12 protein-coding genes and 3 pseudogenes are annotated in these 15371 nt (G+C 69.5%); 11 read left to right on the forward strand and 4 right to left on the reverse strand.

The features are described 5' to 3' along the window. Positions 1 to 35 precede the first annotated feature (35 nt). The 4 genes and pseudogenes from OG841_RS45950 to OG841_RS45965 all read left to right on the forward strand — a co-directional run. Positions 36 to 2063, forward strand: coding sequence for a WD40 repeat domain-containing protein (locus OG841_RS45950; protein WP_365122970.1), 2028 nt, complete (start codon positions 36 to 38; stop codon positions 2061 to 2063). Positions 2064 to 2553: 490 nt separating this feature from the next. Continuing rightward, positions 2554 to 3009 (forward strand): hypothetical protein, encoded by a 456-nt coding sequence (locus OG841_RS45955; protein WP_365122969.1) that lies wholly within the window; start codon positions 2554 to 2556, stop codon positions 3007 to 3009. Positions 3010 to 3204: 195 nt separating this feature from the next. Continuing rightward, positions 3205 to 6117 (forward strand): helix-turn-helix transcriptional regulator, encoded by a 2913-nt coding sequence (locus OG841_RS45960; RefSeq protein ID WP_365122966.1) that lies wholly within the window; start codon positions 3205 to 3207, stop codon positions 6115 to 6117. Positions 6118 to 6333: 216 nt separating this feature from the next. Beyond that, positions 6334 to 6525 (forward strand): annotated as a pseudogene (locus tag OG841_RS45965) (transposase); the annotation flags it as partial. A 173-nt stretch (positions 6526 to 6698) separates the two neighbouring features. Here the strand turns inward: OG841_RS45965 and OG841_RS45970 are convergent. Beyond that, entirely contained in the window at positions 6699 to 7292 is a 594-nt protein-coding gene (locus OG841_RS45970) for a TetR/AcrR family transcriptional regulator (RefSeq protein WP_371570252.1), read from the reverse strand. Between the two features lie 131 nt (positions 7293 to 7423). On the opposite strand from OG841_RS45970, the gene OG841_RS45975 reads away from it, so the two are divergent. From OG841_RS45975 to OG841_RS46000, 6 genes and pseudogenes are all read left to right on the forward strand, one after another. Continuing rightward, positions 7424 to 8998, forward strand: a complete 1575-nt coding sequence (locus tag OG841_RS45975; RefSeq protein WP_371570255.1) for a carboxylesterase/lipase family protein — start codon at positions 7424 to 7426, stop codon at positions 8996 to 8998. Positions 8999 to 9057: 59 nt separating this feature from the next. Continuing rightward, complete coding sequence (locus OG841_RS45980; protein WP_371570258.1) at positions 9058 to 9468, forward strand: hypothetical protein; 411 nt, start codon at positions 9058 to 9060, stop codon at positions 9466 to 9468. A 205-nt stretch (positions 9469 to 9673) separates the two neighbouring features. After that, a pseudogene (locus OG841_RS45985) lies at positions 9674 to 10189 on the forward strand (IS701 family transposase); the annotation flags it as partial. Positions 10190 to 10374: 185 nt separating this feature from the next. Then, positions 10375 to 11355, forward strand: coding sequence for a hypothetical protein (locus OG841_RS45990; RefSeq protein WP_371570261.1), 981 nt, complete (start codon positions 10375 to 10377; stop codon positions 11353 to 11355). Between the two features lie 69 nt (positions 11356 to 11424). Beyond that, the gene (locus OG841_RS45995; protein ID WP_328635892.1) at positions 11425 to 11916 is read left to right on the forward strand and encodes a hypothetical protein; all 492 of its coding nucleotides are present in this window, start codon (positions 11425 to 11427) and stop codon (positions 11914 to 11916) included. A 301-nt stretch (positions 11917 to 12217) separates the two neighbouring features. Then, positions 12218 to 12445 (forward strand): annotated as a pseudogene (locus OG841_RS46000) (transposase); the annotation flags it as partial. On the opposite strand, the gene OG841_RS46005 reads toward OG841_RS46000, so the two are convergent. Both OG841_RS46005 and OG841_RS46010 read right to left on the reverse strand, forming a co-directional pair. Then, complete coding sequence (locus OG841_RS46005; protein WP_371570264.1) at positions 12414 to 12917, reverse strand: hypothetical protein; 504 nt, start codon at positions 12915 to 12917, stop codon at positions 12414 to 12416. The pseudogene OG841_RS46000 and the gene OG841_RS46005 overlap by 32 nt on opposite strands. A gap of 81 nt (positions 12918 to 12998) precedes the next feature. Next, a complete protein-coding gene (locus OG841_RS46010) occupies positions 12999 to 13988 on the reverse strand; it encodes a helix-turn-helix domain-containing protein (RefSeq protein WP_328635890.1) in 990 nt (329 codons plus the stop codon). 182 nt (positions 13989 to 14170) lie between these two features. On the opposite strand from OG841_RS46010, the gene OG841_RS46015 reads away from it, so the two are divergent. After that, the gene (locus OG841_RS46015; protein WP_371570266.1) at positions 14171 to 14572 is read left to right on the forward strand and encodes a hypothetical protein; all 402 of its coding nucleotides are present in this window, start codon (positions 14171 to 14173) and stop codon (positions 14570 to 14572) included. A 102-nt stretch (positions 14573 to 14674) separates the two neighbouring features. On the opposite strand, the gene OG841_RS46020 is transcribed toward OG841_RS46015, so the two are convergent. Then, the gene (locus OG841_RS46020; RefSeq protein WP_328635888.1) at positions 14675 to 15280 is read right to left on the reverse strand and encodes a TetR/AcrR family transcriptional regulator; all 606 of its coding nucleotides are present in this window, start codon (positions 15278 to 15280) and stop codon (positions 14675 to 14677) included. Positions 15281 to 15371: the final 91 nt, after the last annotated feature.

Genomic DNA, 15371 nt, shown 5'->3' on the forward strand with positions numbered 1-15371 from the left:
CGTTGTTTGTCACCGCTGATTGTGAGACTCACATCATGATTCCCAAGCTGCCCTTGCACAGCCCCCGTTGGCGTGACCTCGACGGAGTGACAGCCGAGGAGGTGAAAGCGCTCCTCGAGCAGATGGCGTCCGCGGCTGTCACGGGCAGCGGCGATGAATGGCGGCAGGCCTGGACGTACATGACCGGCGGCCTGATGGATGACGGAACCGTGTCCGACGGGGCCTACGCGGCCCTGCCGCATCTCGTCGAGGCGGCAGCGGCCCTGCCTCCGGGGCAGTCCGTGGATTTCTGGGCGGACATGGGATTCATCGTGACCGCGACGGACAGGCCTCCCGTCCCGACGGATCTCGAGGCGGGGTTCAGCGCCGCACTGCGTCTGGCCGAGCGGGCGGCCACACACAGCCTCCTTGCCGCAAAAGCTCCCGCACAGGTCTGTGCCCACCTCGTGCTCTCCTGCGTGGCCTTCGCCGGCCACCGCACGGGCGAAGCGCTGTGGCGGCTTCTCGATCCCAAGGAGAGCGGTCTCCTGCTGGTGTGTCCGGGGTGCGGAAGCGATACCGAGATACCCGACTTCTTTGTGGACCCGGTGCATCCGACCTTCGAAGCTCCGGAGCTTCTTGAGCCCGTCCCTGTCCGCCAGGCAGAGCACCCGTGGGGCGAGGTGGCCGCAGCGTTGCGGGAGGAGGCGCTGGGGGAGGGGTGGGAGCCCTTCCTACGGGTGGCACGCCAAGTCGCGGAGACCGGAATACCTACCGAAACACCGGCGCAGGCCGTGCTGTGTCTGGTCGCCGCCATGGTCGCGGTCAAGGGCGCCCCACAATGGGCCGGGAAGGAGTGGGCCCGCGAACTGATGATGTTGACCGGGGACTTCTGCTGCTGGGACTGCGAGCGGACATGGACGATCGTTGACGGCCTGACGGAGAACCCGGACGGTGCCCGCCCCCAGAATCCTCTGACGACAACGTGCGCGGCCTCCGGCGGATCGGCAGCCACGGTGGAGCCGGCGGCGGCCGACCGAACACGCGAAGCGGCGACCCGGTTCCGACAGGACGGGAACGCTCTGCTCGCGGGCGACGGCACATCCTGGGGCCGCATATCGATGTTCTCCGATTCCGAGCCCGGTGGGCCAGGAGGTGTCGACGCGCTGACGGTGGTGCCCCGCCCGGGTCGGCCACCCCTCGTGGCCGGCGGCGGGGGCAGGGGCGTGGTGTGTCTGTGGGGCGTGGCCGACGGCCGACTCGTCCATGAACCGCTGCCAGGACATCCTGACCGCATCCGCTCGATGACCGCCCTGCCTCTGCCCGATGGCGGCATCCTTCTGGCGAGCGGAGGCGACACCGGGACCATCGCCCTGTGGAATCCGCTCACTGGGCAGCCGGTTCGCGAACCGGTCGGCAACTGGCCCGGCGGGGTGACCGGAATGTGTACGGCGACCGTCCCCGACGGTCGGACCCTGCTCGTCACCGCAACGCCCCGCGGGGCCGTCCGGTTGTGGGACCCACTCACCGGTGAGCCCGTCGGGCGCCTCAACCCCTATGGCAGCCCGATCCAGTCGATCGCCGCCGTCCCGATCTCCACCGGCCACACGCTGATCGCGGCCTCGGACACCGGGGGCCGCGTTCACGTGTGGGATCCGGCCGTCGACGACCCCTGGGAACGAGGCGAGGCCGTCCAGTTGAGCGCACATGCGCTCAAGGACGCCGACCACCGTGTGGCAACGGTGGCGGCTGTGCCCGCATATCACCGAACGGTGCTGGCCACCGGAGACAACCGCGGCGTGGTCATGCTGTGGGACCTTGTCACCGGTGCCCCGATCGGCGACGGTCTGCCCGTCTCGACAGGCACCGCCGGCCTGCCGGTCATCACCGGCACCACCCTGCCCGACGGCCGCACCGTCCTGGTCACCGGCAGCAAGAGCAGTCACAGACTCCGGATATGGGAACCGGAGACCGGTGCGGTGCGGCACATCGCCCTGGAGGTGGCGCTCACCTGCCTGGCCACGGCAGGTCCGGAGCTGATCGTCGGACATGACCGCGGGGTCCTCAAACTCCCGCTCGCCTGAACCGTTCCGGTCCGTACGGCGACGACTGGGCAACAGGTGCCGACACGCCTGTCACGGACGGCATCCAGTCGTACCACGGAAATCGGCTGTCCGACAGACAGTTGCCCCGGTTGCCCACGTACCGGCACAAGCAACTCACCACAAACCCCTCGGAATTACGCCTGGGCCCCGTTCTTCTACGTGCACGAGTCGGTAATTTCCCCGATGGATCCGGGGCTGCGTCTTGCGATCATGGTGAATCGCCTGACCCGGGCGGTCAGTGCGAAGGGGGGGGGCAGTACGTGGGGGATTCCCAGAGGCGGCGGGGAGACCGAGCGTCGCGGCTCCTCGGGGGACCAGCCATCGGCACTCGCCCCCGGGCTCGCCCGGGTCGCCGGCGAGTCGGCTCTGCCGAGAGGTCACGCAACGTTGGGCGGCCGAGGCATGCACGGTCGCCCGACGAGACTGACGAACGGTCCCAGCGTTTCACACGAAGAGAAGGACGCGTCCCATGAACCTGTCGATCCGCTCCCGTCCCGCCGTGCGAGGCGTTCTCGTCATGACAGGCACAGCCCTGCTGCTCACCGCCCTCGCCGGCTGCTCCAAGGACAAGGAGACGGTGGCGGGCTGGGCCAAGGACGGCGGCCAGGAACACATGAGTGCCATCGCCACGGATGTGAAAACCCTGGGTGAGGTGAGTGATCAGTACACCGCGGACCCCACGATCGCGCCGCGTTGCAATCAGGTGCTCGATGACGTGAAGGCGGCGAAGGCATTCCGTGACCCGCCTGACAAGATCGCCAACTCCAGTTGGCAGCAGGCGCTCAACCGGGTCCAGACGGCCGCTTCCCACTGCGTGCGCAACGTCAAGGCCGGCAGGGGGTCGAGCCTCGTCGAGGCCATCGACGCCCAGACCTCGTTTCGCGATTTCCTCAGCGGGTTCGACCTTGCCCTCAGTCAGTCCTGATCCGCGCCGTGCCCTGCGCCCGGCTCCTCGGTAGAGGTCCGGTGGATCTCACAACGAGCCGAGTGCACAACGGTGTTCCGACGTACGCCGGCTTGCTGCCGCGCCGAAGCTTCGTCCGCAATGTATGTCAGTGGTCCCTTTTAGGATGGACGGGACTGCAGAGATCGACTGTGCGGGCAAGGCGGAGGCGAGCGCGTGGCACAACTGGTGGGCAGATCAGCGGAACTCGCACGGCTCGACGCCCTGCTCGCGGGTCTGGACCGGCCCGGGGCACCGGCGGTCGTCGACATCTCCGGCGAACCCGGCATCGGCAAGAGTCGGCTGCTCAGCGAGGTCTGTGCCAGGGCCCGCCAGGCCGGCTTCACGGTGCTTCGCGGCCGGGCCACGGAGTACGAACAGCACCTCCCTTTCCAGGCTTTCGCCGACGCGCTGGCCGATGTCGACCCCGCCATCATGGCGGCTGACCCTGCCTTCCCCGAATTGGACCTGGCGCTGCACGGCATCCGGCAGGCCCCGGGCGAGGCGTCCGGCTCGGGGGCTGCTGCCCGCTTGGGGCTGCGTCGTGCGATCACCGCGTTCTTCACACGCCTGGGCGAGCGTGGTCTGGTGCTGGCCATCGACGACCTGCACTGGGCGGACCCCGCGTCGCGGGAACTCGTGGATCACCTGATCCGGCACCCCGCCCGCGGCCGGGTCCTCCTGGCCGTGGCCCGGCGGGTCCGGCAGACCCCCACGTCCCTCACCGCGGCACTGACGCGCGGCACCGACAGCGCAGACGTACTCCACATCGCGCTGGGGCCGCTCCCCGAGGACGAGTCCATCGACGCGTGGGCCTCCGACATTCCCCCCTACCAGGCACAACAGCTGTACGTCGCCAGCGAGGGCAACCCCCTCTACCTGCTCGCACTGTTGCACGCCTACCGGAGCGGAGCGCCTCTGCACACCATCCTCGCCCTCTCCGATACGACGGACGCCGTCGGAGTACCCAACGGGCTCGCAGCCCTGCTGCTCGACGAGCTGTCCACGCTGACCGCGCCACAGCACCATGTTGCCGAGGCGGTGGCAGTGCTCGGCGACCATGCCACACCCGCCATCGTGACCGAAGTAATCGGGCTGTCCGGCAAGAAGGTGGAGGAGGTGGGGGAGCAGATCCGCGCACTGACGGCGCGAGATGTGCTGCGCACCGCGCCGGGCGGCCATGCGCTGCGCACCGGGCCGGGCGGCCGCTTGGCATTCCGCCACCCGCTCGTGCGGGCACTTCTCTACGAGAACATTGGGCGAGGTCGGCGGGCCGAGCTGCATCATCGGGCTGCGCAGGCACTGGCCCGCCGTGGTGCGCCCGCCACCGAGCGGGCCCATCACGTCGAACGGTCGATGACCGGATGGGATGGCGAGGCGGCGGCCACGCTGGAGGAGGCCGCCGCGCAGTGCGCGGCGACCGCTCCGGCCACCGCCGCCCACCTGCTGCACGTCGTGCTCGCCCACATGCCGGACACGCCCCACCACGTCCGACGGCGTGGGGAACTCGCCCTGGCGCGTGCCCAGGCCCTCGGCGTCAGCGGGAACCTTCGAGAGAGCCGGGACCTGCTGCACCGCCTGATCGAGACGTCGGGCAAGGACCATCCCGACCTCCGTACGGCGGCCATCGCCCAGTGCGCCGTGATGGAGCGGCACCTCGGCCACTCTCCGGAGGCCACTGCCCTGCTGCTCCGGGAGCTGTCCCACCAACCGGGCCCGTCACCCGGGCAGGCGGTCTCCCTGAGGCTCGCCCTCGGCATGTCCGCCCTGCTGACCGCGTCGTATCCCGAGGCACGCGCGGATGTGGCAGAAGCCGTTTCCATCGCCGGTTCCGACGACAACCCCACGGGTGAAGCGGCGGCCCTTGCCCTGGCGGCCCTGGGAGAGGCGTACGAGGGCGAGACGGAAGCGGCCGCCCGATTCGCCGACGCCGCGTCCCGACTCGTGGATGCGCTGACCGACCCCGGCCTCACGGATCTGTGTGAGTCGCTGGGATGGCTGGCCTGGGCAGAAGTCCTGCTGGAGCGCTATGACGACGCGGAGCGGCACTTCACCCGCGGGCTCGCCATCGCCCGGCGAGGCGGTCGGCTCCACGTCCTGCCGCACCTGCTGACGAGCAAGGCATTTGTCCACCTCACCACCTGCCGCCTGCCGTCCGCACTGGAGGCGGCCGAGGAAGCGGAGACACTGGCGCGGGCCGCGGGCAGCCCCGACCTCTTGGGGTTCACCCTCGCCATCAAGACGCTGGTGCTGCTGCTGGGCCGTCCCTTCGGGGACGGCAGGGCCCTGACCACCGCCGAGGAGGCCGTCGGGGTGACCAGCGCGAGCAAGGGCTGGTGGGCCAGCCTGGCGTGGTGCATGCTCGGGCACGCGGCGTTCGTGAGCGGCGACCCGCACCGTGCCCAAGAGGCCATCATCGCGGCCGGCGGGGGCCGTGAACTTCCCCTGCTGCAACCGTCGATCCGCCCGGGCCAGCTGGACACCCTCACGGGTGCGGCCCTCACCGCCGGTGACGTCGACCAGGCCGGACGCTGGGCCGCACAGGCGACACGCGAGGCCGACCGGCTCGGTCTCGACGGTCAGCGCGCAGGCGCCCTCCGAGCCCAGGCCTCGCTGGCCGAACACCGCGGCGACACCGACAAGGCTGTTCGTCTCCTCGAAGCAGCCGCAGAGCAATACGTCCGCTGCGGCCAGAGCCTGTGGGAGGCGTACACCCTCCTGCGCGCAGCACCCTTGGTACAGCGCGATGGGCAGGGTACGCGCGCCGCCGCCATGTGGCATCGCGCCCATCGGATCGCCGTCGGTGGCGGCGCACGCCTGCTCGTGGACCTTGCCGAGTTGACCCGCCCTCAGGTGATGTCCAACGCGCCCGCCGTCCCGGCGGAGCTGGCAGAACTGACGACACGTGAGGTCGAGGTGGCCGGACTCCTGGCGGAGGGGCTGAGCAACCAGGACATCGCCGCCCGACTCCACCTCAGCCGGCGCACCGTTGAAACGCATCTGTCCTCGGTCTACCGCAAGCTGTCGGTACCTTCCCGCTCGGCGCTGACGCGCCTCATCACCCGCGTCGGGCTGGGAGTCGGCTCGTGAGTGGTCCGGTACGCCGTGTACCCACACGGACCGCAGCGGAAGGCCGCGGCGCGGGCTTCACACGATGGTCGACGGCCACGGCAGCAGATCTCCTTGTCCGAGGCCCGGCGAACGGCCCGTCGGCCACGGCGAGCCAGGAGGGTCAGCCGGTTCTTTCGGTTCCTTGACCTGGTGGGGCGGTGGGCAGTGCCACGAAGGCACCCACGATGGTCGGCGGGCGTACGGCCCGCGATCGCCCAGCGGGGACAGCCGTACGGGCCTGGCCTGGGCACCTTCCGTTGGGTCGTCGAGCGGACGATCTCCTGGCTGCACGGCTTCCGCCGCCTGCGTGTCCGCTGGGAACGCGACGACATCCGCGAGGCGTTCCTCGGGCTCGTCGTCTGCCTGATCACCTACCGGCACGTTCAGGGCCCTGACAGAGCCGCCGCCGCATGGCAGGCCTCTGCGGAACTGGCCGACACGAGAGTGACCTCGTGCCACACCTTCCCTCCTGACCTGCGAATCGGTGATGGCTCTGCGGCTGCCGCTCCCGTGCGGCGCGCTGGATCGCCGTGGTTTCCCGGACGCGCCGCCGTCGGCGGTTACTGGAACAGGTGGTCAAGGTAGTAGTCGATGGCAGCGGTGGCTTGTTCGGGGGTACGCAGGCCCAGGACGACAGGTGGACCCTGCGAGTCGGCGAGGCCGAAGAGCAGTTCCGCTTCTCTGTCGGGGTCGCGGTCCGGCGCGATGTCGCCGGCTTCCTGGGCCGTGCGGACGAGGTCGGCGAGGAGCTGGTAGAGGCGGGGCAGCCCGTCGACGTAGAGGGCTCGCAGGGTGGGGTTCGCCAGCATGCGGATGAGGTACGCGACGCCGACGAGCCACTCGCGGCGGCGCCGATCGTCCCTGGGAATCGTTTCCAGCAGCACCCAGCGCAGCGCCTCCCGGGGGGTGGGCTCGCCCCCGGGCCATGCCTGCTCGTTCCACCGCTGCTGGACCAGCCAGTCCTGGTACTCGATCGCATAGGCGAGCAGGGCGTCCTTGTTGGCGAAGTAGTGCTGGATGCGCCCGGTTGAGACGCCCGCCTGTGCCGCCACGGCCCGCACGGAGATCGCTTCCAGGCCATGATCGGCGACGATGTCCAGCAGCGCCTCGGCGATCTGGTCCCGGCGGGCCTTGTGGTCTACCTGTCGTGGCACGTCGACGGGCACCTGCCTTCCTCGTGGTTGCCTTCCTGGGCGAATCAGCCTAATGTCGCTTTAACAATACGAACGTATTGGAACGATGGGCCGTCTGCACGCCGCAGCGGCAAGCGGGGGAGGGCTGGACCATGCCGAAGCGACGCTCCACTGCCGGCGCCGCGCTGGGCGCAGCCATCCTCGTGGCGGTGATGGGCACAGCGGATGCGGTGCAGACCTCGCCGGCGACGGCTGGGCAGGCCCCGCAGAGGCAACGTGCCCACGGTCAGCACCCCGAGGCCTGGTCGGACATCGCCCGTACCCGCCAGGGCCGCCTGGAAGGGGTAACCGCCGACGGCGTCACGACCTATCAGGGCATCCCTTACGCGGCGCCTCCGGTCGGCCCGCTGCGCTGGCAACCCCCGGCCGCGCCACCCACCTGGAGCGGCACGCGGACGGCTGCCGAACCCGGGCCGGCCTGCGCGCAGCCAGAGGTGGCGGACTCCGCGGAGGACTGCCTGTACCTCAACGTCACCACGCCCGCTGACGGAGCGGAGCGCGCGGCCCCGCGGCCCGTCGTGGTGTGGTTGCACGGCGGGGCCTTCAGCTCGGGCTCCGGGGATCAGTACGACGCCACCCGGATGGCCCGGCAGGGCGACGTCACGGTCGTGACTGTCAACTCGCGCCTGGGCGCCCTGGGCTTCTTCGCCCATCCGGACCTGCCTGACTCCGGGGCCTTCGGCCTCCAGGACCAGCAGGCGGCGCTGCGCTGGGTACGGGACAACGCTGCCGCGTTCGGCGGTGATCCCGGCAATGTCACGCTCATGGGCGAGTCCTCCGGAGGCGCGAGCGTGTGCGCCCAGCTCAGCTCGCCCAAGGCCGCCGGACTCTTCCACCGCGCGGTCATCCAAAGCGGCTCCTGCCTGCAGAACTGGCCCAAGAACACGATCGCGCCCGGCGACCCCGCCGCCACCTATTTCGCCCCCCAGGACAAGCTGGCCGCCAAGGGCCGCGGCGCCCTGGGCTGCCGCAGCCTGAAGTGCCTGCGCGACAAGCCCGCCAAGGACGTGTTGTCCCTCAACGGGCGCTTCCACCAGCCCGCCTACGGGACGAGTGTCCTGCCACAGTCGCCGGCCCGCGCCCTCGCCGCCGGCAACGTCCACCGCGTGCCCGTGCTGCAGGGCAACACCCGTGATGAACACCGACTGTTTGCCGCCCTGTTCACGCTGGACGGACCGATGACGGCAGCGGACTACCGCCGCCTGCTCACCGAGACCTACGGCCGGCGGAAAGCGGCCCGCATCGCCCGCGAGTACCCGCCCGGTGCCACGCCCGCACTGGCCTGGGCCAAGGTCGGCACCGACCACAGCTGGGTGTGCCCCACCCTGGCCGCCGACCGGCTGCTGGCCCGGCATGTTCCGGTCTACAGCTACGAGTTCGCCGACCGCCACCCACCCGCCCCCGACCTCCGCCCCGACTTTCCGCTGGGCGCCTACCACAGTGCGGAGCTGCCCTACCTGTTCGGCATGGGCGACCTCCGCCTCGACGACGGGCAGGCCGCCCTGTCCCGACGCATGATCGCCGCATGGACGACGTTCGCCAGAACTGGTACGCCCGGCGACGGCTGGCCGCCCTTCCCGCACACCCAGCAGCTGGCTCGGAACACGCTCTCCGGCGTGGACGCGGCGGCCGAACACCGCTGCGCCTTCTGGTCGCGCACCTCCTGACGCCCGTGATCCGCGCACCCCCTGCGGACCGTACGAACGAACCCCTCCGGAGGAAGCCCATGAACGACATCGGCACACCCCTCGCCGAGGCCGACTACATCGGCGCCACCGCCCACGAGTTGAGGGAGAAGCGAGCAGCGGCCAAGATTGCCGCCGGCGTCAACCAAAAGACTCTCTTCCAGCGCCGCGGCCGGATCGTCCTGCACCCCGACCTGCTCGTGCTCACCAGCTGGTCCGACAACGGCGATCTCACCCTCACCCGCGCGGACATCACCGCGGCAGAAACCCGCTTCACCCACCTCTACGGCCGCTTCCTCGGCGGCCTGCTCAACGCCGGCCAACCCCTCATCCTCAACACCAGCGAAGCGTCGGCCGACGAGGTGTACCTGCTCATCAACCACCGCGGCTTCCTGGAGACCACGGACGATCGGGCCTGGCAGAAGCGCATTGAGCGGTGGCGCCGCGGCTGAAGCGTCGGGAAACGAACGTCTGCCGACAGTCGCACCGATGATCACAACCCGCAGGTGGGCTGGGTCGGCAACGCGTGTCGGTGGCCGGGCATTGCGCCGCCGGGAGACCCGACATCGTGGACGGGACCCGCTGCCGGCCCGAGCGGGCAGAGCGGGGTCATGGACGGCACGGGAATCCGGATTCGCCGCCCGGCCGCCGGGCGCAAAGGGCATGCACACCGTCGGGGTCCAGCGCCAGTACACCGGCACCGCCGGCAGAATCGAAAACTCCCAGGTCGCCGTCCACCTCGTCTACACGGGACTGCGCGGGCACGCGGCGGTGGACCGGGAGCTGTACATCCCGCGCTCGTGGACGTGCGCCCCGGACCGCTGCCGGGCCGCGGGACTGGACGAGGACACCGCTTCTGCGACCAAGCCGGAGCCGGCCGCCCGCATGATCGGCCGGTTCCTCGACGCCGGGCACCGCGTGGGCTGGGTCGCGGGCGACGAGGTCTACGGCGGCAAGCCGACACTGCGGACGGCCCTGGAAGAACGCGAGATCGGCTACGTGCTGCCCGTCGCCTGCTCAGCCGAAGTCGCCACCCGCGCAGGGAAGTTCCGCGCCGGTGCCCCGGCCGCAAGGGTGCCCAAGCGGGCCTGGAAGAAGCTGTCGGCCGGGGCCGGCGCCAAAGGCCACCGCTTCTACGACTGGGCGGTCATCGACCTGCCCGAGCCCGGCCCGACAGCCACCGTCAGCTCCCGCGAGGACACAGCACCAGGCGTACTGGAAGACAGTGTCCGCGCAGTCCTCGTACGACTCCAGGCACAAGAAAACAAATCCACGGTCCAGGTCATACGGATGTGCCTTCCAGGGCGTCAACGGTTCGTAGGAACAACCCAGTTCGAATTCGCCCGGGGAGGATGCCGATGAAGCGCGCCGACGCCTCACGCTGGACGGTGGTACCGAGTGGACGCAGCACAGCACGCGCGACCACCACGGTGGGTGTGATCGCCGCACTGGCCTCCCTCGTCCTGACCGGCTGCACGGCAGACACCGATGCGGCCCACCGCACCTCACCGGCCGCACGGGTCAAGGCCGCGACGGTCGACGAAGGCATCACCGACGCGCAGGAGCTGCGGATCGCGGATGCCGAGCAGCGGCTGATCAAGCAGTGTCTGAACCGGCAAGGCTTCACGTACTGGGAGGCGGAGCGGCCGAGTCTGGAGGAAAGTCGGACGCTCGGCTATGTGGCGGACGATGTCGCCTGGGCCCGCAAGCACGGGTACGGCAGCCGTATCGCGGCCAAGGAAGACCGCGCACGGCTCACCAACCCCAATCTCGTCTACCGCAAAGGCCTTTCAAAAGAGCGGCGCAAGGCGTACGACGACGCTCTGGACGGGGGGATCGACGCGCCGGAGATCACGGCCGCGCTCCCGAACGGTGGCACTATCCGCAGACAGATGGGCGGATGCGTGGCCGAGGCCGAGAAACGGCTGTACGGGGATCCGGTGGTGTGGTTCCGGGCCAACAAGATCGCCTCGAATCTGCAGCCGCTCTACGTCCCCCAGGTGATGCGGGACAAGAAGTTCGTCGCGGCGCTGCGCGTCTGGTCGACGTGCATGGAACGTGCGGGCCACCCCTACAAGGACCCGGGAGAGGCACGTCAGGCAGCGAAGGAACGGGCGTTGCGCAGCACGTCCGACAAGACGTTCGCAGCCGAGCGACAACTCGCCGTCGCCGATGCCACCTGCGCCCGCACCGCACAGCTGGCAGCCATCGGCAAGGAACGCGAGAGGCACTGCGTGAACGCCTTGCGCGGCCGGTACGGCCAGGCGCTGGACACGAGCCGCCGCATCGAGCGCGAGGCATACGTCCGGGCGGCGGGCATCGTCGGCCCCCGGACCTGACCCCACAGATTTCGCCGGTCCGGCAGAGGACCGGCGCGCCTCGAACGAGGCATACAAATAGGGAGAATCATGCGAAAGTTCGCTTCAGCCGCCGCGGTCATCGGCCTGGCGGCGCTCGGCCTGGCGGTACCGGCCACCTCCGCTCAGGCCTCGGTCCAGGGAGCCGGCTGCAACGCGAAGTGGCCGGGAAGGGACGGAAACGTCCGTGCCTGGGCCGACCCCGACTGCCAGGGCACACTGCTCGGGGTAACCCAGGGCAACGACCCCGACTGGTCTGACAACCTCGGCCCGTTCACCAGTGGTGACGAGAACAAGGCCTCGTCCGTCATGAACAGCGGAACGATCGGCGGCAAGGACGTCGTTGCGTTCTACTACAAGAGGGGACAGAGCGACGTGGACGGGTACACCTGCCTCGCACCGGGCGAGAAGTACGCGGACAACCTGCAGGACAACAGGTTCCAGAAGCGCGACGGCACCACCGTGGGCCCCGTGGACGACAACATCATGTCCCACGTGTGGGTCACCGCCTCCGCCTGCGCCTCCAACTCCTGGCTCACCTGACCTGACATGTCACTCACGCCCGGGGGCACCACCGCCCCCGGGCCGCCACCGCTCGGCGGGACACGCCTTGCCGGCGCCGGCGAGCACCGCCGCCGGCTGCTTCTGCTTCCCCGCGTCCCCTCGGTCTCCGAGTCGGCGCGGGCAGCCCGATCCTCGGCACGATCTGCTTCGCCTGCACCTGCTTCGCAGCGTCCGTGACGACCTGGTGAGTCGGCCCGGGGGCGCGGTGTCAGGATTACTCCCGACCCGTTTCCCCGGACCGCTCTCCGAACCCGCCGTTCGGATCTCTCGGTAACGGGCACCAGGCTGGAAGGCCGCCCACAACAAGTCACACAAACAGGTCCGCGCCCGTGTCGAGCACGTCTTCGCCCGCATGAAGACCTGGAAGATCCTGCGCGATTGCCGCTTGAAGGGCGACGGCGTCCATCACGCGATCAGCGGCATCGTCGGTCTCGACAACCTCGCACTTGGCCGATGGGCGAGCAGGGGGCGACGACCTACCCTGCCCAGATGCCTGGCCCCTGCTTAACGACGACGAGTCCGTGAGTCCGGTCGGATGGCCAGAGATCTATCTGATACAGAAAGTGGTCACCGGGACCTCCGTCGGTGTCGGCCGGCGGTGGTTCGGCCGAAACGTAGGAAACCCGAACACGTAGCAATCCAGCGGGAACAGCCAGGCGCGGCCCATCGGCGGGGTCGGTGCCTGGGCTGGACATGGTGAGCTGACCGGTCGGGGCGTCAAGGTCGGTCTCCACGATGTGCTCGGCTGTCGGATCCGCCGCGGGTGCGGAGGCGTGAACGGTGATCAGGGACTCGACCATGTCGTCCCGAGCTGTGCCGATGGAGATTGAGTGCGGTTCAACGCCGATGCGATGGAGGTAGACCGCTTCTTCCGTCCAGCCAGCGGGCGCCAGGTCCGGGTCCGTCGCGTGTTCGGCGATCCACGCGTCATAGGGGTCAAGGTCTTGGACGTAGAACTGGCCGTGATCGGCGTCAATCATGAATCCCAGCGAAGCATCAACCACTAGCACAGACTATCGACGCCAACGAGGGTTACTGAGGCAGGCACCGGTCGGGAGGCTTCAGTCCCGCCGCTTGGTCGGCCCCGGCCGGTTTCGCCGCCGGTAGTCGCCCGGTGGGGTCCCGTAGGCGGTCTTGAAAGCCCGGCTGAAGTCCGCCGCACACCTGAAACCCCACCGTGCCCCCACCGCGTGGACCGGCAGCTCGGCGAGTCGGGGGTCGAGGAGATCGCGGCGGCAACGCTCCAGCCTGCGGTGCCGGATCCACTCGCTCACCGTCGTCCCCTGGGGCAGAAAGAGCCGGTGGAGTTGGCGTACGGAGATGTGGTGCGCGGCGGCGACGAGGGCGGGCGACAGCTGGACGGTGCCCAGCCGGCGCTCGATGAAGGCATTGATGCTGACCAGCAGTACGCGCTGACGGCTCTCCGGCGGGACAGCGCCGCCGGACTCCGTGCGATGAGCCAGCACTGCCGTGGCAAGGTCCAGGACCACCGTGCCCAGCCGTACGGTGTCCTGCGGACGGTATGACTCCGACTCGGCGACCAGGTGCACCAGGAACTGCGCGAGGAGCCCCCCGAGCCCCGTACCGCCGGTCATCGGCGCAGCGAGCAGCCGGTCGACCTTCATCCGTGGCAGGGGCAGGGCGGCGCGTGGTATGCCCACAGTGATCGTCTCGACCGCGCCCCTGTCAGGCAGCATCCACGACTCGTACGGATGCGAGGAGTCGTTGAGCACGAGGTCCCCCACCTCCGGTGCGACCTCAAGTCCACGTTGCGCCATGGTCCGCCGTCCCTGCAGCGTCACGGCCAGCTGGTACTGATCCGGATCGAACCTGCGCACATGCACCGGCGTGCGCAGCACCTGCAGTGCGGGAAGTCTCAGCGTCGCCACATGCACCGGCCCGGCCTGCAACACCCTGGCCACGCCGCGGAAGTCGGCGGCTTCATCGCAGCTGACCACGGACGGCAGATACGACTGGGTGATCATCTCGCGCCAGCGGTCGAATCTCTCGTCCGGCGGCCACTCGTCACTGCTGTACACCGTCTCGAACACGTGCAGCACCCCCGTGGGCCGACATTCTGGCCCTCCGCTCGATCTGGTGGTGAGGCGTAATCCGGCCTGGCACGCGTTGCTAATCAGCCGTCGCTGTCTGATAACGCTCACACATGCCGCCGCGCCATAACTTCGGTCCGACAAACGACCGTTCGACTGTTCGTGAGTGAGAGGGGATCTGCGTGTTGCGCAACGTTTCACACCGCCGTCCGCTGAGGCTGTTCGCGTCCGTCCTGACCACCGGCCTGATGATGTTCGGCATGACCGTGGCGGTCACACCGTCGGCCTCAGCGGCAGCCTGTACCACCTGGAACCCCAGTGCGAACGGCGAAGGGGGCGGATCCATCACCATATCCACCCACCTCAAGAACAGCGACTACTCCGGATGCGACAACCGCGCTGCGATCTCGGCCGGCGACTGGGTCTGGGTCCGGTGCCTCAAGTGGAACAGCGCCACCTCGCACTGGTGGGTGTACCTGCGGACCGAGGTGGGCTCGAACTACGGCTGGACGTCGTTGGACAACTTCACCAGCATCGCGTACGACGACGACGGCGACGGCACCGTCGAGTACGCCGATTGCTGAGGCGAGTGTCGGAAGCTCTGGGTTGGCTCACGCGAGGCCGTGGGGGCGGAGCGCGTCTGGAGGCGCCGGGCTCCGCTCACCCGTGCCACGAGGCGCTGTTGCCTACATCCGGCCTGATCCGCCGGGCAGGCCCCGGATTCCGGGCGCCCCCGCGCGCAACCCGTCCATGACGATGTCCAGCAGGCGCGTCGCCTGCGGCTGCCAGTCATCGCGCGGTGCGAGCTGCCACAGGCCGGCGATGGCCAGCATGAAGTCGTCGGGCGTGACGCCGGGACGGATCGCGCCGGCCTCCTCGCAGGCGCGGAGCAGGAGGCCGGCCGCCTCGGTCACCGGGGTGTGGCCCGGCTTCGCCGCCTTCCCGGACGAGGTGGCCTGGCGGATCGCCTCCGCCAGGCCGGCCTTGGTCATCGCGAACTGCGCGAGATGGTCCATCCACGCCCGCAACGCGCGGTCGGGTTCCCTGGTCTCCAGCAGCACGGACGCGGTGTCCGCGATCTGCTGTACCCCCTGCCGGTAGAGCTCGAGGACGAGCGCGTCGCGGTTGGGGAAGTTCCGGTAGAACGTGCCCTGGCCGACACCCGCCTTCTTGGCGATCGCGCTCAGCGGGGTGTCGGCGGCCCGGGAAAGCTCGGCGAGGGCCACTTCCAGAATGCGTTCGCGGTTGCGTTGCGCGTCCGAGCGCAGGTGCGGGTCGTTCTTCTGTCGCACTCGTCCTCCTCGCCGGCTCGTGTCCGAGAACGGTCCTTGAGAAACGGACAGTTGTCCACTACGTTCGGACCGATAGCGGACAGCTGTCCGC

Source organism: Streptomyces canus, from assembly GCF_041435015.1.
Taxonomy (GTDB): domain Bacteria; phylum Actinomycetota; class Actinomycetes; order Streptomycetales; family Streptomycetaceae; genus Streptomyces; species Streptomyces canus_G.